The sequence below is a fragment of the Deltaproteobacteria bacterium genome, assembly GCA_020848905.1.
Classification (GTDB): Bacteria; Myxococcota_A; Polyangia.
Genome location: JADLHG010000004.1, coordinates 468,688 through 494,350 on the forward strand (window position 1 = coordinate 468,688; position 25,663 = coordinate 494,350).

The 25,663-nt window shown below is 69.4% G+C and carries 17 protein-coding genes; 12 read left to right on the forward strand and 5 right to left on the reverse strand.

Annotated features, from left to right (window positions below; translation table 11 throughout):
• Positions 1-55: 55 nt before the first annotated feature.
• Together IT371_02690 and IT371_02695 are read right to left on the reverse strand one after the other, a co-directional pair.
• Positions 56-2,176, reverse strand: coding sequence for a HEAT repeat domain-containing protein (locus IT371_02690; GenBank protein ID MCC6746535.1), 2,121 nt, complete (start codon positions 2,174-2,176; stop codon positions 56-58).
• Between the two features lie 45 nt (positions 2,177-2,221).
• On the reverse strand, positions 2,222-3,031 hold the full coding sequence (locus IT371_02695; protein ID MCC6746536.1) for a class II glutamine amidotransferase: 810 nt from the start codon (positions 3,029-3,031) through the stop codon (positions 2,222-2,224).
• A 342-nt stretch (positions 3,032-3,373) separates the two neighbouring features.
• On the opposite strand from IT371_02695, the gene IT371_02700 reads away from it, so the two are divergent.
• From IT371_02700 to IT371_02750, 11 genes are all read left to right on the forward strand, one after another.
• Positions 3,374-4,225, forward strand: a complete 852-nt coding sequence (locus tag IT371_02700) for a tetratricopeptide repeat protein (protein ID MCC6746537.1) — start codon at positions 3,374-3,376, stop codon at positions 4,223-4,225.
• Between the two features lie 32 nt (positions 4,226-4,257).
• A complete protein-coding gene (locus IT371_02705; GenBank protein MCC6746538.1) occupies positions 4,258-4,725 on the forward strand; it encodes a helix-turn-helix domain-containing protein in 468 nt (155 codons plus the stop codon).
• 85 nt (positions 4,726-4,810) lie between these two features.
• Complete coding sequence (gene mgtE, locus IT371_02710; GenBank protein MCC6746539.1) at positions 4,811-6,181, forward strand: magnesium transporter; 1,371 nt, start codon at positions 4,811-4,813, stop codon at positions 6,179-6,181.
• 8 nt (positions 6,182-6,189) lie between these two features.
• Positions 6,190-6,942, forward strand: a complete 753-nt coding sequence (gene recO, locus IT371_02715) for a DNA repair protein RecO (protein MCC6746540.1) — start codon at positions 6,190-6,192, stop codon at positions 6,940-6,942.
• Between the two features lie 56 nt (positions 6,943-6,998).
• Positions 6,999-9,716, forward strand: coding sequence for a pyruvate, phosphate dikinase (locus tag IT371_02720; GenBank protein ID MCC6746541.1), 2,718 nt, complete (start codon positions 6,999-7,001; stop codon positions 9,714-9,716).
• 103 nt (positions 9,717-9,819) lie between these two features.
• Positions 9,820-11,382 carry a hypothetical protein gene (locus IT371_02725; protein MCC6746542.1) on the forward strand — a complete coding sequence of 521 codons (1,563 nt, stop codon included), beginning with the start codon at positions 9,820-9,822 and terminating at the stop codon, positions 11,380-11,382.
• Positions 11,379-14,819 carry a hypothetical protein gene (locus IT371_02730; GenBank protein MCC6746543.1) on the forward strand — a complete coding sequence of 1,147 codons (3,441 nt, stop codon included), beginning with the start codon at positions 11,379-11,381 and terminating at the stop codon, positions 14,817-14,819. Before IT371_02725 ends, IT371_02730 begins: the two co-directional genes overlap by 4 nt.
• A gap of 174 nt (positions 14,820-14,993) precedes the next feature.
• The gene (locus IT371_02735; GenBank protein MCC6746544.1) at positions 14,994-15,773 is read left to right on the forward strand and encodes an SPOR domain-containing protein; all 780 of its coding nucleotides are present in this window, start codon (positions 14,994-14,996) and stop codon (positions 15,771-15,773) included.
• Between the two features lie 85 nt (positions 15,774-15,858).
• Complete coding sequence (gene mutS, locus IT371_02740) at positions 15,859-18,525, forward strand: DNA mismatch repair protein MutS (protein MCC6746545.1); 2,667 nt, start codon at positions 15,859-15,861, stop codon at positions 18,523-18,525.
• Positions 18,526-18,559: 34 nt separating this feature from the next.
• A complete protein-coding gene (locus tag IT371_02745) occupies positions 18,560-19,477 on the forward strand; it encodes a YcbK family protein (GenBank protein MCC6746546.1) in 918 nt (305 codons plus the stop codon).
• Positions 19,478-19,655: 178 nt separating this feature from the next.
• Entirely contained in the window at positions 19,656-20,663 is a 1,008-nt protein-coding gene (locus IT371_02750) for a hypothetical protein (GenBank protein ID MCC6746547.1), read from the forward strand.
• 22 nt (positions 20,664-20,685) lie between these two features.
• Here the strand turns inward: IT371_02750 and IT371_02755 are convergent, their stop codons facing one another.
• On the reverse strand, positions 20,686-23,115 hold the full coding sequence (locus IT371_02755; GenBank protein ID MCC6746548.1) for a transglycosylase domain-containing protein: 2,430 nt from the start codon (positions 23,113-23,115) through the stop codon (positions 20,686-20,688).
• Positions 23,116-23,297: 182 nt separating this feature from the next.
• On the opposite strand from IT371_02755, the gene IT371_02760 reads away from it, so the two are divergent.
• Entirely contained in the window at positions 23,298-23,612 is a 315-nt protein-coding gene (locus IT371_02760) for a NifU family protein (protein MCC6746549.1), read from the forward strand.
• A gap of 121 nt (positions 23,613-23,733) precedes the next feature.
• Here IT371_02760 and IT371_02765 read toward each other — a convergent pair whose 3' ends face one another.
• Together IT371_02765 and IT371_02770 are read right to left on the reverse strand one after the other, a co-directional pair.
• A complete protein-coding gene (locus tag IT371_02765) occupies positions 23,734-25,011 on the reverse strand; it encodes a hypothetical protein (GenBank protein MCC6746550.1) in 1,278 nt (425 codons plus the stop codon).
• A 147-nt stretch (positions 25,012-25,158) separates the two neighbouring features.
• Positions 25,159-25,512 carry a PilZ domain-containing protein gene (locus tag IT371_02770; GenBank protein MCC6746551.1) on the reverse strand — a complete coding sequence of 118 codons (354 nt, stop codon included), beginning with the start codon at positions 25,510-25,512 and terminating at the stop codon, positions 25,159-25,161.
• Positions 25,513-25,663 lie beyond the last annotated feature (151 nt).

Consider the following 25,663-nt stretch of genomic DNA (forward strand, 5'->3'; position numbering starts at 1 on the left):
GAGGCTCTTTGATTTCCAGACGGGGAGATCCGTCGTGCGGGGCGAGCCGGGGCGGCTAACCCTCCTCGTCGCGTCGCCCCACGACGGCCACGGTCCCCGATTCTCCGATGCCGAGGGTTCCGTCCAGCAGCGCCTGGTTGATGCTCGAGACGTCGGGTGGCACCTGCCCGCGGGCGAGGAGGAAGCCCCGCGCGGCGGCCACGTGCTCCTCGCGCGTCCGGTAACAGACCACGCGGTCGTTTTGTCGGACGAGGGGCTGCGGCTCGACGCAGCAGTGGCACGCGCCGAGAGGGAGCTCCGCCAGGCGGCGGAGCTGGCGCGGATGATCGAAGGGGCGAACGTGCACCTCCGCGCTGACGGGGCAGACGAGCGTCTCGCCCTCCGGCCGGCGAACGAGCACCTGCTTGCGGCGGCAGGTCGGACAGAGGCAGAGGCCGAACGGAGTGCGGTCCGCGGCGAAGACCTTGCCCGAGGGAGCCATAGCGTACTCCGCGTCGCAGGAGGGACAGCGGAGCTCCTCGCGGTCGTTGCGCTCGACCCAGCGCAGGTGAGCGGCGCAGGTGCAGCGCAGCAGGAGGCGCCGCTCCCAGCGACCGGCAGCGTCCCGCACGGCGACGACCTCGGCGTCGGGATTGAGGTGCGCGAGCTCCTGCGCCGCGAGCGCCACCGCGCCACCGTGTCGCCCGTTGGCCACCTCCACCAGGGCGTCGACGGCGGCGCGACCTCCGAGGCGTGCGAGCGCACGGGCCGCTTGCCTCGCGAGCGCGGGATCCGACCCGAGGAGGATCCGGCGGAGAGTGGCTGCGGGCAGCGGATCTCCGAGGCGGCACAGCTGCGGCAGCGCCTCCACCAGGGGGCCCGCCTCGCTCGCCTCCTCCTCCGCGAGGTCCAGCAGATCCTTGAGCGTGCGAGGATCCAGGTCTCGCCCAACTTGGGCCACGAGCGCGGCCGACGCGATCCGTACTGCGCGGTGCGTGTGGCGCAGGAAGTGGCTGGCCGGGCCGACCACCTGCCGGTCCTCGTCGTGGTCGGGATCCACGACCCGCGCGAGCGCGCCGAGGAGGTAGGTCAGCGCGGTCGGGTCCGTCAGGCGTGCGAGACCGTCGACCAGCAGGTCCCGGAGCTCGCCGTCCTCGAGGGTCAGCGACTCGGCGAGGGCCCGGCAGCCCGCCTCGTGCACCCACTCCTCCTCGTCGTCCAGCAGCGCTCGCACCGCATGGGCCCGTCCCGGCCCGCCGCCGCGGATGGAAGCCGCAATCGCCCCGGCGCGCACATACGGATCTGCAGCCGAGCGGAGCTGCTCGAGCCGTGCGGAGAGCTCGGCCGGCATCCGAACCCGCGTCGCGGCGATCTGGGCCACGGCCTGGAGCGCGACAGCTTGCAGGTCGCTGGAAGTGGACGGGAGCTCGAGGAGCCGCGCCAGATGCGGGAGCCCGGAGGCGTCGCCGATCTGGCCCAGCACCTCCACCGCCGCCCGGCGCGTTGAGGGGAGCTCGTCCCACAGGAGCGGCGCTACGTGAGGGATCGCCGGAGCACCGAAGTGGCGTAGGCGAGCTTGCGCCTGCCGCTGCGTGTGCAGATCCAGGCTCATGAGCCAGCGCGCGCAGGTCGCGACGTCGGAGGAGGAGGGATCCGCCGTGGCCGCGGCCCTCGTGGTGGCGAGCGCGGCGCCCCCCGCCGGAGGCGGCGCCTGCGCCTCGGCGGACGGGCCCACGCCGCGTAGCGCCTCCGTGGCTGCTTGACGCACCCAGGGCTCGGGGTCGCGCAGCGCCAGGTGAAGCGCCTCGCGCGCGTCGGCATCCCCGACCTGGCCGAGGCCGCGGCAGGCCAGTGCACGGCAGAAGAGATCCTGGTCCCCCAGCGCGTCGAGGAGCGCGAGCTTCTGCCGTACCGGCGCCCCGGGGCGCGCCAGGTCGGCGATCGCGCGCAGCACGAGCGGACGCACGGAGGCCTCCTGCTCGCGGTCGAGCAGGTCGAGGAGGGCGTTCACCGCGGACGGGTGGCCCAGGCGTCCGAGGCAAAGTGCGGCGCCGGAGCGCGTCGTGCGGTCGCTCGACGAGAGGGCGGCGACGAGGGGCTCGACGGCGAGCTCTCCGGCCGCCACGAGTGCAGCCTGGGCCGCGTCGCGGTCAGCGGGCAGCGGACTCGCGAGTCGCGCGAGGTGCGCGGCAAGCACGCGAGACGTTATCGGATCAGGCGAGCCCACGAGTCTTGGGGCGGGTCACTGCGGCACGGAGTACTCGATGTTGAGCTCCGCGTCGATGACCACGGTATGACCCTCGGCCACGGTCTCCCAGCGTGGCGCCTCGGGGATGGAGCCTCCCGCGAGCATCACGGCCTTCAGGTGCGGATAGCTGAGCGGGCGGTCATCGGGGCCCCGTCCGACGTTCGTGTATGAGCCGTGGCGGGTAACCCGGAGGGGTAGGCCGCGGCTGCGGGCGACCACGATGCGCCCGTTCGTCGCCAGGCAGCAGTGGCTCGCGGGCGGCCCGCTCCGATCGGTTACCAGGCGGTCGAGGTACGCGACCGTCGTGTCGAGCGCGCGGCCCACGACGGCCCCGCTGACCCGCGGATCGTCCATCTTTCCCGTGTCGTTCAGGAAGGCCAGGAAGAGGTGAAACAGATGCTCGCTCTCGGTAGCGCCCCGGATGTTGCGCCGAATGAAATCGGGCACCGAGCTGAGCAGTCCGGCCTTCACCTCGTCGAACCGCTCCACGGTCCCGAGGTGCGCGAAGAGCCAGTTCCGAAACCGGAAGGGCTGGGTGTTCTCGGTGCTCTGGGCTCCGGCGCGACGCCCGCCCCGGTGGCCGATGATGAAGTTGCTGCGGAGGGCCTCGATCTTGGAGACGAAATCGAGTTCCCCTTCGGGAGTCTTGGGTTGCTTTCGCAGCAGGGGTTGGCCGGCCTGATAGTATCCGACCCCCCAGCCGTGCGGGGCTCCCTTGGCCTCGTGAAGGACCGCGCGAAAAGGCGAGAGCGCGGGCCCGAGGAGGCCCGCGTCGTTCGACAGAAACGCGAAACAGAAGCTCATGGATGACCTCTCCGCGTACGCCGTTCGGGTGACGTATTCTGCCGGTGCAAACCAGTATAGCCCCTCACATGCTCTCGAGCCAGTGTTGCGGCTCCTCGCGCCGGCCATAGCACGCGCACGTCCTCGGTAAGCCAGCTGGGCCGCGCGGCGCGTGGCCCCGGCACGGAGCCTGGCCCGACGCGTCACAAGGGGTTTTCCCGCTTGACACTTCAGCGCCAACCCTGCTAGGAAGCGGGCAATTTCGGGCGGGCGGTCAGCGACAGTCCAGGCCAGGCTCCGACGCACGGGAGGCTTGGTCCGCTCGCGCATCTCGTGGGGTACGTGATCGTGCCTTCCGTTCGCATGCCATTCGCAGCGCTTCGCCTGGCCGCGGCCGTCGTGTCGTGCGTGGCCGTGCTCGCCTGCGACGGCCAGTCGACGCAGCGGAACACGAAGCTCGCCGGAACGCACTACCTCCTCGCCGCCGACCTCGTGCGCAAGCGCAACCCCGAGGGCGCCAAGGCCGAGCTGATGCGGGCGCTCGAGCTAGACCCCGACAACCGGGACGCGCACCAGCTTCTCGGGGTGGTCTTCTACCTCGAGGGGGTTCACGCGATGAACTTCCTCGAGCGTGAGCAGTGCCTGGAGGGGCGGGCCGCTCAGGAGCAGCGCGAGGTGGCGAACGAGCGCTTTCGGCGAGCCGAACAGCACCTTGCCCGATCGGTCAAGCTCGCCGCACAGGAGCGGACGATCCAGTCCGAGGACCTGACCAACCTGGCGAGCGTGGCGCTGCACTTCAAGCGCTACGACGAAGCGATCCAGCACTGCGACAAGGCGCTACAGAACATCCTCTTCACCAATCGCTTCACGGCCCTCGGCAACCGAGGCTGGGCCTACTTCCTGAAGGGCGACCGGGTGCGGGCGGCGCGGGACCTCCGGCAGGCTCTCTTCTACCAGCCGAAGTTCTGCATCGGGCGCTATCGCCTGGCGAAGGTCTATTACGAGGAGCGCGAGTACGCGAAGGTCATCACGGAGCTCAAGCACGTCACCGATGACAAGGACTGCCCGATCCAGGAGCCGTTCCAGCTCCTCGGGCTGACCTACGGAAGGCTTCGTCAAACCGAAGAAGCACGACAGCAGTTCGACCGATGCGTAGCGCTGAACCCCAAGAGTTGTATCTCGTTGGAGTGTAGACGCTACGTGAAGCTGATTTGAGCGCGACCCCGATGCTGCTTGGACGGTGTGGCATGGATGCTCAACGGGAATTCGGCGTTTTCCTGCGAAGCGAGAGGAAGCTGCGGCAGATTCCTCTCGCGGAGATCGCCGCGGCCACCAAGATTCCCCTCCAGTCCCTCGAGCGCCTGGAAAGCGGCGCGTGGAACGACCTTCCCCCGCAGGTGTTCGTGCGCGGCTTCGTCAGGTCGTACGCGAAGCACCTCGGCCTGCCGGAGGAGGACACTGCCCGGCGCTACGACGCTGCCCTCGAACGCCTGAAGCGCATCGAGGACGAGCGGAGCGAGCCGGTCGGCGAGGCCGCCGCGGAGGTCTCCGGACACCGCGGTCGCTTCGGGCTGGCGCTCTTCGTCATCATCCTGCTCATCATCGCGTCCATCACCCTGTCGGTCATCTGGCGTCGGGGAGTGCCCTCGGACACGCAGGCCGCGGTCCCCTCGCGCTCGGACGATCGTCCCGAGTCCGGGCGCCGGGTCGGCTGAGCTCTCTCCCGTTGCGAGCTACGCGCCGACACGCGGGCTTCGGACACGGCATTGCGGCGCTGCAGCCTGAGCGAAAGTCCCGTTCGTGCTGACCCCCAAGCTCAACCTGCTCCAGGCGACGTTGAAGCGCCTGATGCGCCGCGGGGCCGCGGGGCCGCTCGAGAAGGTGCTGGCGAAGACCCACGCCGCGGACCTCGCTTACCTGCTGAGTCACTTCTCCGAAACGGAACGGCTGCAGCTCCTCGGCAAGTGCGTCTCCGATGACAAGCGGGCCGAGGTGCTGGCCGCCGCAGACGCGGACCTCGCCGCTGGCGTCCTCGCCGCCCTCCCGCGCGAACGCGCGGTGGATCTCTTGCACCGCATCGCTCCCGACGACGTGTCGGACATCCTGGAACACCTGCCCAACGAGTCGGCCGACGACCTCCTGAAGGGGATGCGCGGCTCCGAGCGCAGCGAGGTCGAGGACCTCAGCCGTTACGACTCGGCCACTGCGGGCGGGATCATGAATCCGCGCTTTCTGGCGCTAGACCAGAACATCACCGTCCGGGAGGCCATCGAGCAGCTGCAGCGGATGGACACGGCGATCGAGATGGTCTTCTACGTGTATGTCGTCAACGAGCACGGCCAGCTCCAGGGCGTCGTCTCGCTGCGGCAGCTCGTGACCAATCGTCCGGATACGCGGCTCGTGAGCCTCATGACGTCGGACGTGATCAGCATCCAGACCGACGTGCACCAGGAGGAAGTGGCCAAGCTCGCCTCGCGCTACGGACTCCTCGCGATCCCGGTCGTGGACCCGGCGAACAAGCTGCTCGGAATCGTCACGCTCGACGACGTGATCGACGTGCTCCACGAAGAGGCGGCGGAAGACATCCTGCGGATGGCCGGCGCCGGGCCGCAGGCCGGCAAGCCCCAGACCATGTGGCAGTCCCTGTGGGCCCGCTTCCCGTGGCTTCTCGCGACCTGCACCGGCGGGGCGGTGGGGGCGCTCCTGCTCGCCACCTACGGGCCGAGCCTTCGCGCCTACCTGCCCATGGTCTTCTTCCTTCCTCTCGTGCTGGCCCTCGCCGGCGTCAGCGGCCGTCAGAGCGCGACGATCGTGAACCAGAGTCTGGGGCAGGGGATCCAGGGACGCGCGCTCGCCTCGCAGGTCTTCAAGCAGGCACTGGCGGGCCTCCTCCTCGGGCTCGTGTGCGGTGGTGTCGTGAGCCTCTTCACGTGGGTCTGGAAGCTCAGAGCCCCGCTGCTCTCGTCGGTGCCGCTGGCCGAGGTCATCCTGGGGGCGGGGGTCGCGGCGGCGGTGACCTCGGCGGCGACCCTGGGGGCGCTGCTGCCCGTCCTATTCGCGCGGATCCGCCTCGATCCGACGCTGGCTACCGGCCCGTTCGTCACCATCTCCGTCGACCTGACGGGCCTGCTGCTCTACCTGCTCATCGTCACCCTGTTCGTCGTCCGGTAGGCCACCCGATGCCGGGCCCGGTCATCACGCGCGCCCTGGTCGCGCGACTCGTGGACTACGGCGAGGCGGACCGTGTGTGCACCCTGATCTGCGAAGGGCCGGGAAAGGTCTCGGCCCTCGCCCGGGGGGCGCGCAGCAGTCGGCGGCGCTTCGGCGGCGCGCTGGGTCCCTTCGTGCTGGGGGAGGCGGCGCTCAAGACCCCACGCCGTGGCGAGCTCTGGAGCGTCGAGCGCTTCGAGAGCCTGGAGGACCTGGGGCGGGGGATCGCGGGCGACGTGGTCAAGCTGGCCCACGGCAGCTACGTTCTGGAGCTCGCGCGGGAGCTCTCTCCCCCCGGTGTGCCCGAGCCGGAGGTGTTCGCGCTGGTCCTCGAGGTGCTACGAGCCTTCGAGGGGCGCCCGCCCTCGCCGACCCTGCTGCGCTGCTACGAGCTCCGGCTCCTCGAGGCGCTCGGCGTCGCGCCGGAGCTCGAGGCCTGCACCGTGTGCGGCGGCGCGGCCGAGGAGGAGCCGGTCGCTTTCAGCCTCCGGCAGGGGGGCGTCGTTTGCGGTCGCTGCAGCGGCGAGGGCCTGCAGGTGCCGGGTGCTGCGCTGTCCCTTCTCCGTGCGCTGCGGCGTGCTCCCGCGGAGGCGGCGGCCCGGCTGCAGCCTGAGGCTTCGGCCGCCCGTGGCGCGAGGGAGCTGATGCTCCACGTCGTGCGCCAGCACCTGACCGGCGAGCTCAAGTCTCTCGCGTTCATCACGCAACTGGCGGGCCGTTGACAGCCTCGATCGGCCGGTGCTTTACTTCCGGCCTCTCACAAGGCCAGGAGGAGCGCATGGGCACGACTCAGTACGTCTACACGTTCGGAGCGGGCAAGGCGGAGGGCAGCGCGGAGATGAAGAACCTTCTCGGCGGCAAGGGGGCGAACCTGGCCGAGATGACGAACCTCGGGATTCCGGTTCCTCCCGGGTTCACCATCACCACCGAGCTCTGCACCTATTACTATGCGCACGGGCAGAAGTACCCGCCGGAGCTCCGTCCCTCCGTCGAGCGCGCGATGGCCTTCGTCGAGGGGATCATCGGCAAGCGCTTCGGCGACGCCAAAAACCCGCTCCTCGTCTCCGTGCGGTCGGGGGCACGCTCCTCGATGCCGGGGATGATGGACACGGTCCTCAACCTCGGACTGAACGACACCACGGTCGAGGCGCTGGTCGCGCGCACGGGCAACGCCCGCTTCGCCTACGACAGCTACCGGCGCTTCGTGGCCATGTACGGCGACGTTGTGCTCGGCCTGAAGCCCGAGGCCAAGGGAGAGGAGGATCCCTTCGAGGTCATCCTTCACGAGAAGAAGCGCGAACGGGGCGTTCGCTTCGACAGCGAGCTGGAGGCGGAGGACCTGAAGGACCTCGTTCTCCGCTTCAAGTCGGAGATCAAGCGGCGCATCGGTCGCGACTTTCCCGAGGATCCGATCGAGCAGCTCTGGGGCGCGGTGGGGGCGGTCTTCGGTTCGTGGAACAACAAGCGGGCCATCGAGTACCGCCGGATGTACAAGATCCCCGACGACTGGGGCACGGCAGTCAACGTGCAGGCCATGGTCTTCGGCAACACGGGAGAGACCTCGGGGACGGGCGTCGCCTTCACGCGTGACCCGGCGACGGGAGAGAAGGTCTTCTACGGCGAGTTCCTGGTGAACGCGCAGGGCGAGGACGTGGTGGCGGGGATCCGGACCCCCCAGCCGATCGAGCAGCTCAAGGGCTTGATGCCGAAGCCCTACGCGGAGCTGGTCGAGATCTACGGCCGGCTCGAGCGCCACTACAAAGACATGCAGGACATGGAGTTCACCGTCGAGGAAGGGCGCCTCTGGATGCTGCAGACGCGCACCGGCAAGCGCACCGGCGTGGCCGCCGTTCGCATCGCCGTCGAGATGGTGGAGGAGGGGATCATCGACGCCCGCCGCGCCATCCAGCGCATCGAGCCGGAGCAGCTCACGCAGCTCCTCGCGCCGGAGTTCGACGAGCAGGCCAAGCGCGACGCTCACACCGCGGGGCGGGTTCTGGCGAAGGGGCTGCCCGCGGGGCCGGGGGCCGCGACGGGGCGCATCGTCTTTTCGGCACCCGACGCCGTGGCGTGGGCACGGAAGGGGGAGCGCGTGCTCCTCGTCCGCATCGAGACGAGTCCCGAGGACATCGCCGGGATGAACGCGGCCCAGGGGATCCTCACGGCGCAGGGCGGCATGACCTCCCACGCGGCGCTCGTGGCGCGGCAGATGGGCAAGGTGTGCGTCGCGGGGTGCACGGCCCTCGAGATCAGCTACGCCCAGGGGAAGCTGACCGTCGGGGGGCGCACGCTGAAGGAGGGGGACTGGCTCTCCATCGACGGTACGACCGGCGAGGTGATCGAAGGGAAGATCCAGACGCAGCCGTCGGAGATCTTGCAGGTCACGATCGAGCGCACGCTTAAGCCGGAGGCGTCCGCGAAGTACCAGCGCTTCGCCAAGCTGATGGCGTGGGCCGACGAGTTCCGGCGTCTGAAGGTGCGTGCGAACGCCGATCAGCCCGACCAGGCGCAGCAGTCCATCGCCTTCGGTGCGGAGGGCATCGGCCTCTGCCGCACCGAGCACATGTTCTTCGGCGGCGACCGGATCCAGGCCGTGCGCCAGATGATCCTGGCGGACGACGAGGCCGGGCGACGCGCCGCGCTCGCGAAGCTCCAGCCGATGCAGCGGCAGGACTTCGAGGGGATCTTCCGCGCCATGGCGGGGCGTCCGGTCACCGTTCGGCTCCTCGATCCCCCGTTGCACGAGTTCCTGCCGCAGAAGCGCGAGGACATGGAGCAGCTCGCGCAGGAGATGAAGATCACGGTTGAGGAGCTCGAGCATCGCAATCACGCGCTGCACGAGTTCAACCCGATGCTGGGACATCGCGGCTGCCGGCTCGGAATCACCTATCCCGAGATCTACGGCATGCAGGTGCAGGCGATTCTCGAGGCTGCGTGCACGATGCAGCGCGAGGGCGTGGCCGTTCACCCGGAGATCATGATTCCGCTCACGGGACACGTCACCGAGATGAAGATCATGCGCGAGCTCGTGGATAGCATCGCGCAGAAGACGATGGCCGAGCAGCGCGTCCAGGTGCAGTACCAGGTGGGCACGATGATCGAGCTTCCGCGAGCCTGCCTCGTCGCCGACGGCCTGGCGCAGCACGCCGAGTTCTTCTCGTTCGGCACGAACGACCTGACCCAGACGACCTACGGGATCTCGCGTGACGATGGCGGGCGCTTCCTGCCCTCCTACATCGAGAGCGGGATCTACAAGGTAGACCCCTTCGTGAGCATCGATCAGGAGGGGATGGGACAGCTCATGGAGCTGGCGGTGCGCAAGGGGCGCGGGGTGCGAAGCACGCTCAAGGTGGGCATCTGCGGTGAACACGGAGGCGAGCCGGAGTCGGTCGGCTTCTGCCACCGCCTCGGATTCGACTACGTCAGCTGCTCGGCGTTCCGGGTCCCGGTGGCGCGGCTGGCGGCCGCACAGGCCGCCCTCGCCGAGCGCGCGTAGCCCCGAGGAGTTCCCTCACACTGCCCCCTCGCTCGCCGCTTGAACACCGGGCGCCCCTCGGCTAGGGTACGCGACGGTCGCTTGCCGTCGAGCAACGCCGGGGATGGCCTGGCGTGTCCAAGACGGAAAAGGTCACCTGGTGCGCCTCTCGTCCCTCCATCCCGTTCTCGTCTGCCTCCTGGGCGTTCTGCTCCTCGGCACCGTCGGCACGAGCGGCTGCGCTACCGAGAATCCCGGCGTTACGCCCAGCCGCGATACCTTCTATTTCCCGACCGGGCTGGCCATGGACCCCAGGCGCCCGGTGCTCTACGTGACGAACTCGAACGCCGACCTGCGCTACAACGGGGGCACGCTGATGGCCCTCGACCTTCGCGCGCTGCCGGCGGACCTGAGCCAGGTCGGGGCGCTCACGGAGTCGAAACGGCTCGATTGCCGGCCAGATCGCGTCGAGAGTAGCCGCTGGGAGTGCCCGGAGGCGCAGTTCGTTCAGGCGGGCGCGACCCTTCGGATCGGCGACTTCCCCTCCGAGGTCCGCGTCACGAGCGATGGCGAACGCCTCTTCGTGCCCGTGCGCGGCCAGAACTACCTCTTGTGGGCCAGGATTACGGAGCTCGCCGGCGGTGGGGTGGACCTGCGCTGCGACGATAGCCCCGATACGGGCTGCGGCCAGGCCGGTAAGACCGACTGCCCCGCTTGGGATTGCGCCGCACCCTACCGGGTGAAGTTCTCGGACCGGCTGCAGCGTGACCTGGCAACGGAGCCCTTTGGCATCTACGTCAACGAGCTCGCGGCGGTGCACATCGACGCCAAGGGGGGGCGACGTACCTGTCGGGACGGTGGCACGGCCATGAGCTGCACCTGCGGCGCGGCGGCACGGCGCTGCGACCCGAACGCTGCCACGCCGCGCGACTGCTGCCTCGAGGCGCCGCCGCTGAACCACGTGTACCTGGCGCACCTCGCCGGGGGCGAGGTCTCCTATTTCGCCTCCACGCCGAGCGGGGTGGAGTTCCGCGACCAGGTGGGCGGGTTCTTCACCTCGTCGGGGTCCGTGCGGGGAGGCTTCAACCTGGCGGCGACCGTCCCCGGCGACGCGGGAAGCCCGGTGCTGGTGAGCAGCCGCGTGGACAGCGTCCTTGGCTCTTTCGTCATTCGCGGAGACCTGGACATCGTGCCCACGCCCCGACAGGGCCTCGGGGTCGCCGCCCCGGGGAACGACCTGCGCGGCGTGGCGGTCGGGCCTGGCGGCACGCAGCTCTTCGTCGTCAATCGGGCGCCTCCGTCGCTCATCGCTCTCGAGCGAAACGAGCGCTTGCCCGACCGACCGTTCGAGCCCTTGTGGGAAGTGGAGGTCTGCTCCGAGCCATCGCTCCTGCGACTCGGCGCCGATCCCGCTCGGCCAGGCGACCCGACGGCTCGTCTGGCTTTCGTGGTCTGCTTCCGCGACGCCGAGATCTTCGTCGTCGATGTGGGGCTTGGGAAGCTCGTCGGCCGCATTCCGACCGGCCGTGGTCCGAACGCTCTCGAGCTCGACCCCGCGCGCCGGCGGGCCTTCATCGCGAACTTTGCGGACAACACGGTCGGGGTCATCGACCTGGACCCGTCGCACCGGACCTACCTGCAGATGATGCTCCGCATCGGCCTCGTGCGGCGAATCGTCGAGAAGTGAGCGAGTCGAATCGGATGCCCGTGAACGGGAACAGCGACGCAGTACCGCGCAGCCGCGCTGCCGCGGCACCGCTCCTTCTGGCGCTGACCTGCGCAGCGGCCTGTGCCGAGGAGCAGGTCGTGACCACCACGCGCAACCTGAACCGCCCGGGTGCGCTGGCCTTCGCGTGTGCGGCGCGGGTGGGGGACGCGGGGGTCACGACGGCCTTGACGAGCTCCGAGTGCGTGGCCCCCGCGGGGGGAACGCCGCGAGGATCTCTGTATGGTTTCGTCGCCAACGTCGCGCGCGGCGACGTGGCCGTCTTTCGCGCGGGAGGGACGGGGGAGCCTCTCGTGGACCTCGAGCCGCAGAGCCCGGGCTACGGCTTCGTCCCCGTCGGAGACCTGCCCACGGAGCTGAAGTCCACGGCCGACGGATGCCGCGTGGTCTCGGCCAACTCCGGGTCGTGCGACCTGGCGGTGATCGACGTGCCCGCCGTGCTGCAGCAGGCGGCCGGTGAACGCAGGGCGCCCGCGTCGAGCCTGGTCTCCCGCATCACGCCGCGCACCCGCAGAGGTCCGCTGCGCGCGCGCCCGCAGTCGCTGGCGATCGTTCCCGGGTCGGTGCCCGCCAAAGGGGACGCCCAATGTCCGGTCGTCGCCCCCTATCGCGCCTACGTGACCTTCCCGCGCTGCCAGCTCCTCGCGGAGATCGACCTCCGCACGGGTGAGCTCGTGCGTGGGCTCGTCTTCGGCAAGGACGGGTACACGGAGACGCTCGACCCCGTCTGCCCAGCCGAGTGCGCGCTGCGCGGGGAGACTGGTCGGCCGGATGCCGCGGCGGACGGCCCCGCCCCCCGCGATGCGACGGCGGCCGATGCCGCGAAGCGGGACGCGGCGGGCGCGGAGGCGCGCGTCCCCGACGCTCGCGCGGTCGACGCGACGCCGCGGGACGGAGCGTCCGGGGACGGTCTGCGGGATGCGGCCCCGAAGGATGCCGCTGCTGGCGATAGGGATGCCGCACGGCTCGAGGGTGGAGCGCGGGACCTCTCCGCCCTCGATGCGCGGCGGGACGCGGGCGTCTCCGCGTCGGACCGCGGCGCAGGGTCGGATCGCGGCGCGCCGTCCGACGGTGGAGCGGTGGCGCTCCCCCAGACCTCGCCGGGAGGTGTGTTGCCGTTCACGCTCGCCCTGGTGGAGACGGGAGAGCGGCTCTTCGTCTCGTCGGCGGGCGCGAACTTCGTGACGGCAGTGGACGTGAACCCCGGGAGCGGGGCCTTCGAGCGCCCCCGTCGCATCCTGCTGTCGGGGGCCGGCGCCGAGAGCGGCCTCCTCGCGCTGAGCCCTCCCACGCGCGCCCTCGGTCGGTTCCTGTACGTCGCCACGCGCGACCGTTCGGTGCGGGTGGTCTCGACGGACCTGGAGCGTGAGTGCGAGACCAACCTGGACCTGGCGAAGGTGCAGGACGGTGGCGTTCCCTTGCCGCGAGCGCGGTGTTTCGTCGCCGGTGCGGCAGAGACTCCGCCGCGTAGGGTCACCGCCACGGGTCCGGGACTGCGCTTCGGCAGCCGCATCCCGCAGGCGCTCTCTTTCCTGCAGGTCCCCCGCAGGCCGCTCGACGGTGGTGTGGACGGAGGGCCCTACAAGGCACCGCTGCGGGGCGTCTTCGCTCTCGTCGCGACCTCCGACGGCAACGTCTACGTGGTGGACATCGAGGACGAGAACTTCGTCCCGGGGCCGAGCGCCGCGGTGGCCGCGAGCCGTCTTCCACATCGCGTGCGCAACGAACTGCAGGGCAGGGTCGAGGGAGTCCCCGACGCCGGCGTGGTGGCGATCAGCGGGGCGTCGGGAAAGCCAGTGCCGGTCATCGTCAGCGAAACCAACGGACAGAGCCTTCCGGGGCAGGGTATCTACCTCCGCGGCGTCGGTGAGCCGATGAGCAGCGACTGGAGCCTGGTCTACGAGGACCGGCTCGTGGACCGCGTCAGCGGGCAGCTTCGTCTCAATGGGCCCGAGCTCGCGCTGGCCGATCCGGGCGGAGCGCTCTGTCAGGCCGGGGTGGAGGGGCGAGAGCTCGAGGGCGGGCGGATCGTGCGGCACGGCGACATCGTGACGCTCGTGGGCTGCAAGGCCGACGAGGATTGCGGCCTCGGTCAACTTTGCCGCAAGCCCGTGGCGCAGCAGGCTGAGTTCGGGCTCTGCTTCGACGCGAGCCGCGCCGATGACCTCTTCCGGCAGTGCAGCCCCTTTCTGCAGGGGAAGCGTGAATACCGCGTCGTTCGGGCCAGTCAGACGCAGCTTGCTCTCGACCTCCTCCCAGTGGAGCCGCAGGTCGTCGTGCGCCAGAGGCCGCAGCTCGACGGCGGGTGCAAAGAGAATCGCGATTGCCAGGACGGCCACTACTGCGCGCTGGCGGATCGCTCGGTGCCGGGGCGTCCCGAGCTGTCCATCCGACGCGGCGAATGCTTTCGACCTGGGTGCGACAGCGACAAGGATTGTGGTGGCGTCGGCCAGTGTCTCTCCCCGCTCGACGGATCGGCGAAGGTGTGCGCGTCCAGTCCGCCGCCGCTGGAGGTGGGTGGCGCGTGCAAGCGCGACGAGGATTGCTCGGCGACGAAGCAGCTCCCCGCGACGTGCGAGACGGACCGCGACTGCGGCTCGCCCTACGCCGAATGCCGCCTCCCCAGCCCGTCGGCGACCCAGAAGTCGTGCCGGGACCGCGGCCTGGTTTGCTCGCGGCTACCCGGGCGGCGCGACGTTTGCGTTCGCACGAGCCCCTGCTTCACGCAGGTCGTGCGGTACGAGGTGCGTGCGGGGCGCAGCTTCCTGGTCGGCGGCTATCGCCGTTCGATCGCCGACAGCCTTACGGGGGAGTGCCGTGCCGATGCGTCGCGGAGCGTGCTGTACGCGGACCGTATCCCTCTCGGCCTCCCGACCTATCCCGTCATTGCGGGACCGCGGTGCGAGCAGTCTGTGACGCCTCTTGCGGACCCCGCGCCCAACCCGTGTTTCGAGCGCGTGGCGACGGGGTACGGTGGGTTCGTCGAGAAGGAGGGGACGACCGGCCGGCTGCTCAACCCCCCCGAGCCCGGACCTGCGACGGTGGTGCGTTACGCGAATCCGGACCTCTGGCTGAGCCTCGGGCTAGGCCACCTGGCCACGAGGAGCACGGTGGTCAGCCGCGTGGATGCCGGCGTCGGTGCGCCGGCGGTCGAGGCGCATCCGATGCCCGAGCGGGGCCTCACGATCCGCGTGCAGGTTGGCAGCGGTTATGCGCGGATGGTGGCGGCCGGCGCGTCGTCCACCCTGTCGCTGCCGGCGGCGATCCTTCCCGGCCCCGACGGGCAGGTCTACGTGGTGGACATGGGGGACCGACCAGGCAGCTCGGGGACGCGCGGCCAGGTCGTTCGGTTTGACCAGCTCACCATGGAGTTGAACTCCAGCTTCGTCGTGCGCTAGCACGCCGAGTCACACTGCTACGCCCGGCGCCTCGCCCAACGCGCAGCTCGCGCGCTTTGCTGCCGTCAGAAAAGTTGCTCGCGCTACTCCTCCTGCCTAGCATCGATCTCGTCGACAAAACCCCGAATGGGCTCTCGCGCCAGGATGAGTACAGCGCGGGATGCAGGAGCCGTCATGCAGGACCAGAAGCGGTGGCGCGATCGCTATCAGCTCTCTCTCGACAACCGCCACGTCTTCCTTCTCTTCTTCTCGAGCGCTGTCGTCGTGGGACTGGTCTTCGCGCTCGGGGTGCTCGTGGGAAAGCGCCTCGCCCCTCCGGCCCCGAAGCCGCAGGCGGCCGATCCCCTGGCGTTGCTCGATCAACTCGGCAGCCAGGAGAACCCCGACGACCGCTTGAGCTTTCCCGAGGCGCTCGGGGAAGGGAAGGGCGCTGCGGGGAACAAGGGCAGAAGGCCCAAGGGGGTCTCAGAGGAGGCGGGGGAGAAGAAGGCGCCAGCACCCGTGGCCGCCGCTGCGTCGGAAGAGCGCGAGCCGGAGCGGGAGACCGTGCGCAAGGCGAAGAAGGGTGAGACCGACCCGGCCGAAAAGCCGGTTGCGAAGGGGAAGACCGCCGAGGTCGCCTCGCGGCGCGAGGGGCGGCTCAAGGGCGCGCCGGCGGCAAAAGGCAAGACCGCGGCTCCCGAGGAGCTTCAGGCGGCCTCGAAGTCGGGCGATGGACACTACACGCTGCAGCTCAGCTCCTTCCAGGAGCGTGGCGAGGCGGACCAGTTCAGCCAGAAGCTCCGCAAGGCGGGGCTGAGTCCGCAGATCATCCCGGCGCGCATTCCCGGCCGTGGGGTGTGGTATCGCGTCCGCCTCGGTAACTTCAGCTCCTGGGACGCGGCGATGACGGCGAAACAGACCTTCGAGAAGACCCAGAACCACATCGCGTACGTCACGCGGCACGCGATGTGACCGCCTCCCGCCGGCGCCCTCGGCCCGCGGTCGACGACCCTTCCTCTTTACAGTCGACGCCACCCCGCTGTAGATCCGCGGGTCCATGGCCGCCAGCGCACCCGAGACGCCGCTCATGCGGCAGTACCTGGAGATCAAAGGCCAGCACCCCGACGCGGTGGTCTTCTTCCAGCTCGGTGATTTCTACGAGATGTTTTTCGAGGACGCGGTCCTCGCGTCGCAGGCTCTCGAGCTGACGCTCACGAGTCGCGACAAGAACAAGGACGACCCGGTGCCGATGTGCGGGGTGCCGATTCACGCGGCGAAGGGGTACGCCCGCAAGCTCCTGGACCTCGGCCACAAGGTCGCCGTGTGCGACCAGATCGAGGATCCCCGCCTCGCGCGCGGCATCGTTCGACGGCAGGTGACCCAGGTAATGACCCCGGGCCTGATCCTCGACGCCGACCACCTCGATGCCAAGACCAACAACTACCTCGTCGTGCTGAGCGGTGCGGCAGGTGGCTACGGCCTGGCGGCGCTCGACCTGTCCACCTTCGAGCTCCGCGTCACCGAGCTCGAAGGCGATACCGCCTTGCTGGACGAACTCGGCCGCCTGCGCCCGAAAGAGCTCCTCTACGCCCCGGGGCTCGCGCCGCTGGTCCGAGCCGCGCGGTCCGTGGCGCCCGGGACGCGTGAGGAGGAGACGACCTCCCTATTCGGCGATCCGGCAACCGATGCGGCGCTGCTGGACGACCGATGTGGCGCCTCGTGGCACGAGACCAGCGCCACCGGCATGTCCGTCGGGCGAGGGGCAGCAGCCGCAGCGCTGCGCTACGCGGCGCGGAGCCTGCCCGGCTACTCGCTGCCGAGCTGCCGGTTGCTCCCCTACCGGCCGCGGGAGCACCTCCAGCTCGACGAGGCGGCCCTGCGCCATCTGGAGATCTTCGAATCGAATCTGGAGCGGCGCCGCGAGGGATCCCTCCTCTCGATCATGGACCTCACCCTGACCGCGATGGGCGGTCGCGCGCTGCGACGCGAACTCGCCTCGCCGCTTCTCGACGTGGGCGCGATTCGACGACGCCACGACGCGGTCGAGCTCCTTCTCGAGCGACGCGAGCTGCGGCAGGAGCTGCGCCGCCGCTTGCGCGAGATCTACGACCTGGAACGGCTGACGGCCCGCGTCGTCGTCGAGCAGGCCACCCCGCGAGAGCTGGGCCGGCTGGGGCTCTCGCTCGGGCAGCTCCCTGAGCTCGGTCGGCTGCTGCGGGAGGGCGTCGCGCAGGACCTGGCGCGCGAGCTGCCGGAGCCGCTGCGTCTGCCCGAGGACCACCTCGAGGACCTCGCCGGGCGGATCGGCTCGACGCTGGTCGACGATCCTCCGATCGCCACCGGGGAGGGGGGACTTGTACGGCCGGGCGTCAACGCGGAGCTCGACGCGCTCGTCCACCTGTGCGAAGGGGGGAAGGCGGAGCTCATAGCGGTCGAGGCGCGGGAGCGGGAGCGGACCGGCATCCAGTCCCTGAAGGTGCGCTACAACAAGGTCTTCGGCTACTACATCGAGGTCACGCGCGCGAACCTCAAGAATGTTCCGCACGACTACCAGCGCAAGCAGACGGTGGCGAACGCGGAGCGCTTCGTGACGGCGGAGCTGGCCGATTACGAGGCCCGCCTCCTGACCGCCGAGGAACGTCGGGGGGCGCTCGAACGACAGCTCTTCGAGGAGCTCCGCGGCGCAGTGGCCCGGCAGGAGCGGCGGCTCACGGCGGTCGCCGAACGCGTGGCCCTCCTCGACGTGCTCTGCGCCCTGGCCGAGCTGGCGGAGCGACGCGACTACGTACGCCCCGAGATTGACGACGGCACGCTGCTGGAACTGAAGGACGCGCGCCACCCGGTGGTGGAGGCCGCGCTACCGGTCGGCGAGTACGTGCCGAACGACATCTCGCTCGACGCCGAGGGAGAGCGGCTGCTCATCATCACGGGCCCCAACATGGCCGGCAAGTCCACAGCGCTGCGTCAGGTGGCTCTCGCGGTGATCATGGGGCAGGTGGGGTCGTTCGTGCCCTGTCGGAGCGCGCGACTGGGCGTCGTCGACCGCGTCTTCACCCGCGTCGGTGCGGGGGACAACCTCGCGCGAGGCGAGAGCACCTTCATGGTGGAGATGCGGGAAACGGCCGCCATCCTCCGGCACGCGACCCCTCGCAGCCTCGTGGTGCTGGACGAGATCGGCCGCGGGACCTCGACCTACGACGGGCTCAGCATCGCCTGGGCCGTGGCGGAGTTTCTGCACGACGAGATCCGCGCCCGCTCGCTCTTCGCAACCCACTACCACGAGCTCTGCCTGCTGCCGCGGGTCAAGCCCCACGCCGTGAACCTGTCTGTGGCGGTGGAGCAATGGAACGACCGGGTGGTTTTCCTGCGGCGCCTCGTTCCCGGGGGGGCGAGCCGCTCGTACGGGATCGAGGTAGCGCGGCTTGCCGGGCTGCGGCCCGAGGTGGTCGCGCGGGCCCGCCAGGTGCTCGCGGCGCTCGAAGGGAAGGTCGTGGTCGACGATCTCCCGCTGCAGGGCCGGGTCGCCGAGACGGTGTCCGATCAGCTCGCGCTCTTCGCCGCCGGGGCCTGCCCTTCGGGCGGACCCGCACGCGCCCCCGCCTCGGCGGGGTCCGAGGTGGAGCGGGAGCTCCGGCAGCTCGACGTCAACCGCCTCACCCCGCTGGAAGCCCTCAACATCCTCGCAGACTTGGCCGCCCGCACGCGCCCCACCGCAGAAAATTGACAGGTCGGGCCCCCCTGACGTAACCATTGGGGCCATGCGGCGGGCAAAGGTCTATGGCGTCGGGGTGGCGGCCCTCTTGATTGCGGGGGCGATCGAGCTCGGGGACGGCGCCCTGGCGGGAAGGTCGACCGAAGGGCTGGCAGCGAGCGCGGGCCATGCGTCGCGCGCTCCCCGCTCCAAGGGGCGCCGGCGCGTCAAGCTCAAGAAGGCTCCGCCGCCGATGGAGCTCGAACACCTGAACCACCGCGAAAAGCTCACCGTCCAGCTCTACGATCGCAAGGGACGCGTCACGCGCCCAGCTTTGCAGCGACTGACGCGGTTCCTGCGGTGCGTGCGGACCGGGCGCCGCCACAAGATGAACCCGCGGCTCCTGGCCAACCTGCACCGAGTGTCTCGCGCCTTTCCGGGGCGCACGATCTACGTCTACAGCGGGTTTCGCCACAAGAAGGTCGCCGCCCTGAAGACGAGTCACCACACGAGAGGCGAGGCCGTGGACTTCCGCGTGGAGGGGCTCAGCAACCGCAAGCTGCGGGACTACCTGCTGGCCAACCTCGAGGCGGTGGGCGTGGGCTACTATCCGAATTCGCCCTTCGTGCACATGGACGTGCGCGAGAAGCGCGCCTTCTGGGTGGACTACTCGGGCTCGGGCGAGCCGGCCCGCTACGCCAAGGACGCCTACGAGGTGCTGAAAGGGGAGCGCGACGCGGCCCGTGGGCGGCGAGTCACCGCGGCCCTGCCCGAGGCGCCCAAGGTTCAGGAACAGGAGCGCGAGCATCAGCACTCCGACGCCGAAGAGCCCATTCCCGCTCGCGGGCTGCCGCCGGCGGTGATCCTGGGCCGGGACAAGAAGGTGTCTTCGCCCAAGGTCGGCGGCCCCGAAGAGCGGGCCGCCGAGGGACGCCGCTCCTCCGCCCCGGAGGCTCGGAGCTCGCACGCCGATCGCGTGGACTGACGGTCTCGCCCCTCGTCGGACAGACTCCGAGCGCCTTTCTCCCGCCAGCCGCCTCGGCGCATTGTTCCGCTCGAGGCGGAGTGATAAGCTACCTGGCGATATCGTTACGTTGCGATACCTCGTTGGTGTCCAGAGCGCGTCGCCCAGACGGCGCCGTCGAACCGGTGGAGGAACGCCGATGAAATTCCGTTTCCCCTTGGCGCTGATCCTTGCGAGTGCGCTGTTGTGGCAGCCCGCCGATGGCGCGCGAAAGAAGGCCAAGAAGGCCAAGGCAGCCAAGCCGCCGGCGGTGGCGACGGAGAAGCAGCGGGTGGCCGTCGAGAAGCTGATGGCTCCTTTCAAGTGGGGCATCACCGCCAATCAAGTCATTGGAACGCTGGAAAAGCAGATCCGGCTGGACTACGAGCCTCGGCTGAAGAAGACGAAGGACGCGCTCGAACACGACAAGCTGCGTCGCGAGATGATGGAGAAGATCAAGGAGCTGCAGGCCTCGCGGATCCACTTCCTCGGCAAGCGAACGCCGTGGGACGTGTCCCTCGTCGAGAAGGAGTTTGCCCACAAGAACAACGAGTCGATGCTCGTGCGCTGGGGCCGGGAGGATCGGCGCTTTTACTTCTTCCACTTCGATCGGTTGTGGAAGGTGTACATCGCCTTCAACTCCGACCTGTACCACGGCAAGGGCTTCGAGGACTTCGCCGCCGCGATGGAGAACCGCTTTGGTCGCGCCGAGCGGAAGTACAGCACGACCATCAAGGGCGACTCGGTGATGGACCACATGGAATGGCCGGCGTCGGGGCGGACGATGATGCGCGCCATCGACAACACGGGCTTCTACGGGAACTTTTGTCTCGTGCTCACCGACCGGCAGGAGCTCGCCGGCGTGCAGGACGGTCGGAAGCAGTTCAGCCCGAAGAAGAGCTACGGCGACCCGCTGGTCGACGCCGTCACCAAGGGGGGTGGAGAGAACAAGGGAGACGAGAACGAGGACGTCGTGGACCAGATTACCGGCAAGGGGCACAACGTCCCCGTCAAGTCGGACTCGAGCGGCCCCGCCGCCGGCTCGTCGGGCTCGGGCGGCGGCGCCTCCGGGGGCGGCAAGGGCAAGGCCGGTGGCGAGCCTGCCAGCGGCTCGGGCAGCAAGAAGAAGAAGGTCTCCAAGAACCCCCTCGACGACCTGGACATCTGATCGCCGGGTCGGTGACGGGTTCCTATCCTTCGGGCTGCGGCGTCTCTCCCGGCTGGAAGCTCCCGGGACGGTAGTAGATGCGCACGCTCTTCTGGCCGGGCTTGGGCGGGCCCCCCGACGCGAAGTCGATCACCGCGGCCTTCAGGCCCGGCGGGACCGTGGCCGGGACCTCCTTGTGTGGACGCTTCCCCACCGCATCGCGCATGAAGTTGGCCCACATCGGAATCGCCGTGGTGTAGCTCGCTTCCTTCTCGCCGAGCGGCCGCTGGTAGCTGTCGTCGCCGATCCACGCGGTAGCCGCCCACTGGGAGGTGAAGCCCGAGAACCAGACGTCCATGGTGTCGCTGCTGGTGCCGCCCTTCCCGCCCGTCGGGGCGGGCACGATCTGGCAGCGCGCGGCGATACCGTGCAGGACCGCGTCGCGGAGCAGTCGCGCCGTCAGGAAGGCGGTGCGGCGGTCGATGACCTGGGGGCGCGCCGTCCCGCTCTGCGCCCAGAGCCGATCGAGGCGGTCCCCCTCGCCGAGCACCGGGTCCTCGGGTGCCGTGTGGTCTTCGAGGACCTCGTCGTTCCGGCTCCGGATTTGGCGCACGTAGACCGGATCCATCTGGGTCCCGCCCCGCGCGAAGGTGGCGAAGGCGCGGGTGAGCTCGTCCACGCGAACGCAGCTCGCGCCGAGGGCCAGCGCCCTGTCGGCGTGGATCGGCGTGGTGAAGCCCAGTCTCCGCGCCCATCGCGCCGTCTCCTTGGCTCCGACGCGGTTGAGCAGCTGGATCGCGGGCAGGTTCAGGGACCGCACGAGCGACATGTGCAAGGTCACCCGGCCGTCCAGCGTTCCGTGGATGTTCTGCGGGTTCCAGTCCTCCCCCGGTTCGGGGACGTAGGGCTTGTCTTGAAGGATCGTGGCCATGGAGAACTTGTCGCTGTCCATGGCCAGCGAGTAGAAGACTGGCTTGTAGACGCTTCCGGGTTGCCGGCAGGCCTGCACCGCGCGGTTGAAGCTGCTGCGGTCGACGTCCAGCCCACCGACCATGGCGAGGGCATAGCCGCTCTGGTGGTCATAGAGATAGAGCGCTCCCTCGACCCGCGGGAGCTGGTCGAGGGCCATGCTCGTTTCCGCCTCGCGCCGCGAACCCCAGTCCCGGCGGCGTAGCCACCGCGGGGGCGACACGACCCACACGACATCCCCCGGCCGCAACGCCTCGCCCGCGGCGGAGATGGTGCGATCGTTCTCCGCGTCGGTGCGCGAGTACGGCGCAGCCCACGCCATGAGAGACAGAGGGATCGTGATTCGGCGGCGACTCCCGATGCGCCCTCGGGCAGCGCCCGCCGCCACGCTCTCGATGAGGGCCGCGTAGGGGCGGTCCACCACCAACTGGTCGAGCGCGTAGATCGCATCGGCCCGGCGCAGCAGGTCACGGCGCTGCCGCTGGGTGTGTGTGCGCATAATAGGTCCGCGATAACCCTGACGCTTGTCCAGCTCGCGCAACGAGGTCCACACCCGCTGCTGCGCCAGCTCCTGTAGCGGAAGATCTATCGTGGTGCTCACCGACCAGCCCGCGCGAGGCAGCCGGTCGCGGCCCCATCGCTCGCCGATTAGCCGCTTCACGTGCTCCACGAAGTGCGACGCTTGCGTCCACGGCAGTGGTTCGGCGTGCTCCTCGCTCACCACGCGCAAGGGCTCCGCGACGGCCGCGTCGTGGGCCGGGCGAGCCAGAAAGCCGGCCTCGAGCATGCTCTTCAGGACTTGATTGCGTCGGCGAAGCGCGGCAGCGGGGTTCGCCCGCGGGGCGTAGCGCGAGGGGGCGCGCGCCAGGCCCGCAAGAGTGGCCATCTGGGCCGGGGTGAGTTCCCCGAGCGCCCGGCCGAAGTAGACCTTTGCCGCGGCCTTGACTCCGTAGGCTTGGCTGCCGAGGAAGATGTGATTGAGATACAGGTAGAGGATTTCGTCCTTCGAGTAGCGCGATTCGATGCGCCGTGCGAGCACGAGCTCTTTGAGCTTGCGCTGGATCGTCCGCTCCGGTGAGAGGTAGGCCTTCGCCACCTGCTGCGTGATGGTGCTGCCCCCTTGGCGAACGCCGCCGGCCTTCAGGTTGGCTAGCGCCGCGCGGATCACGCCGCGCCAATCCACCCCCGCGTGCTGGTAGAACCCCCGATCCTCCGCCGCGAGGAAGGCCTTGATGAGCAGGGGAGGGACCTCCGGCAGCTCGACGAGCGCGCGCCGTTCTCGTACCAGGACGGACAGCACCTGCCCATCCGGGGCGTAGATCTTGGATTCCAGCGCGGCCTCGGTGCGGTAGGCGGCGAGGTCCGGCGGGTCCGGGGCGTGTGAGGCGATGGCGACGTAGATCGCCGGCAGAGACGCGATGGTGACGGCGACGAGGGCGCAGGCTCCGAAAAGATAGAGCTTCGCCAGCCAGTACAGGAAGCCACCGTCGGCTGGGTTAGCCACGCGGACGCGCGTTCGTGGCCGAGTCATGGAGGGGGAGTCTAACCCCAGAGGCCGCCCGAGTTGAACAGGTTCCGCGGAGGGCCGGTCGTGGCGGGCGAAGCGCGGGGTTAGAGAGCGGAGGTAGCCACACCCCGGGGAGTGGGGGTACACTATCGGCGCGGGGCGCGCCCCGGGGAGTCAGCATGTCAGCAGAAGACGTCAACGAAAGCCCGACGCAGCAGGTAGACGACCTGCGCGTGCGGATCCAGGCCGTCATCGACGGTCAGATCAATCCCGCCGTTGGAATGCACGGCGGCTTCGTCACGCTCGTGGACGTGGTCGACAGCCGGGTCTACGTGCAGATGGCCGGCGGTTGCCAAGGGTGCGGCGCGGCCAATCACACCCTCAAGGCGGGCATCGAAGCGCTGCTGAAGGAGGAGATTCCGGAGATCTCCGAGGTGCTCGATGCTACCGACCACGACGCCGGCGCGTCGCCCTACTTCGCTCCGCAGCGGTAGCCGCGCCGCCCAAACACTGTAGAGGGCGCGCGGCAGTCTCGGGGTCGGGGTTTCGACGACGGGCAAACGCGTCGCCCGAGGCCGCGGAGGCCTCCGGGAAGGGCTAGAGGGGCGCGAAGGGCTAGAGGGGCGCGAACAGCTTGGCGCGGTTGGCCTGCTTGCTGAGGTCTTGGAGGAGTTCCTTCTCGTCCTTGGCCAGCGCGGCAGCGGTCCGGCTGACGTTCCCGAGGTGCATGACGTATTCCTTGAAGGCGAGGTACCCGGGCTTGCCCGCGGCTACCTGACGCCAGTTCTCGTCGGGCACGATCGGTACGACGATGTCCGTCATCTTCTTGGACTTGCCCGGGCGGTCATCCCAGCTTCGGCTGTTTCCGACGCGGACGGGAAACCCTTTCACCTCGGAGGCCTTGCACTTCTTCCCCTTCTCGGGGCAGCTGGGTGGTCCGACTTCGACGATCTGCCCAAGATAATAGGCGCCTTCGTCCGAGGCGAACACGATGCCGTAGTTCCGCTGGGCTGCGCCGCCGGAGGTGTCCTTCACATACTGCTCGACCGTCTCCTTGTTGCGTTCTGCGACGTCGATGAACTCCTGCGTCGTCGCCAGGAGCTTCAACATGTTGTTGTAATAGGCGAAGAGCCGGCTAATGAGGATGTCCTCCATGCGGGCGTAGTTCGTGCGGAAGAGCTGATCCTGGAGCGACTTGGCTTCCTGCAGACTGGCCTGCGGCGAGGCCTTCAGTACGTCCGTCAGCTCCTGCTGCAGCTTCGCGTCGAACGCCACGCGGCTTTGATTGCGCGCGCGGCTAGCTGCCAGAGCGTCCTGGACCTTCTTGCTGATGCCCGCCAGTTTCGTCGTGGCGTCGCGAATCTGCTTGGCGTCGTCGATGGTCTTGTTGAAGACCAGCCGGGCGCCGTAGATTCGGCCGCACCACCAGCCGACCAGCAGCGGGAGGGTGGCCACGGCCGCGAGGGCAAACACGAGTTTCCCGTATTTCTTTCTTTCTACGGGAATCTCGATCGGCGGACCGGCGTCTACGATTGGCCGCATGCCCATCTGCGGCATGGCCGCGGCGCCGCCTTGGGAGACGGCGAAGGGATCTCTGCGCGCGTCGGGTGGCGGCTGGGGCTGATAGTAGGCCTGCGGCGCGGCCTGGGGCATGCCCACGCCCGGCGGCGGGACGACTCCCGGCGGGGGCATCACCGGCGCCGGGGCCCCCGGCATCCCCTGGGGGGCCGGGCCGGCGTGAGCGGCCGGAGCGGTCGGAGCGGCGGGGGCGGCGTCGCCCTTGGCGAGCCCCAGACGGGCCTTCAGGTCGCTGAGGTCGCGCCCTGTGGTGGTTTTCTTCTGCTTAGGGTCCAAACTTCCCCTCCCGTGGGGTTGGCGGCGCGCAGGCGCCATCCGTGGCTGGAGGCGCAGTCTAGGTGCCTGCCCTTGGCGATGTCAAGATGCCGAAAGGCATGGACTGCCGCGGGAGATGGTAGACCGGCCGGGCCCCTTTTCCCCCGCGTGGCTCGCGGGCGCACCGGGCCGAGCCTGCGAGGCGTGTCAGGCCTCGAGGGCGGCAGGCCAATCCATGGATCGGAGAAGAAACGTGTCCAGCAGCGCCTGATGTTCGGGGGCCACGCTCGTGAACTCGACCCCGTGCGCGCCGAGTTGCTCGTCCCAGAACACGATTCGACCCGCGCAGGTGATCACCCGGTCGCAGCCGGGCAACTGAAACTGCAGTCCGACGCGCGTCTCCCCGTGCTCCGGCTCGAACAGCCGGTGGACGAGCAGGCCGCTCCGGCTGAGGTTTGTCGCGCGGCAGAGGTACGGCCGCCCCTTGACGTATTTGTTCAAGAGGAGGTCCACGGAGATTCTGAAATCAGCTCGTTTATCGAGGGCTTGTTTGGCTTGCATCCGGCGGCCTCCTCAGGTGCGTAGATGTAGGTGTTTGTACACTGTCAGGAGCCGGGGCGCAAGAAAACGGCCGGCCGTGCACGACCGACGCGACCTTCGTCGGGTGCTTCGGCTCAGCCACATACCGCTGGACCGCTGAGGCGGACTTTGC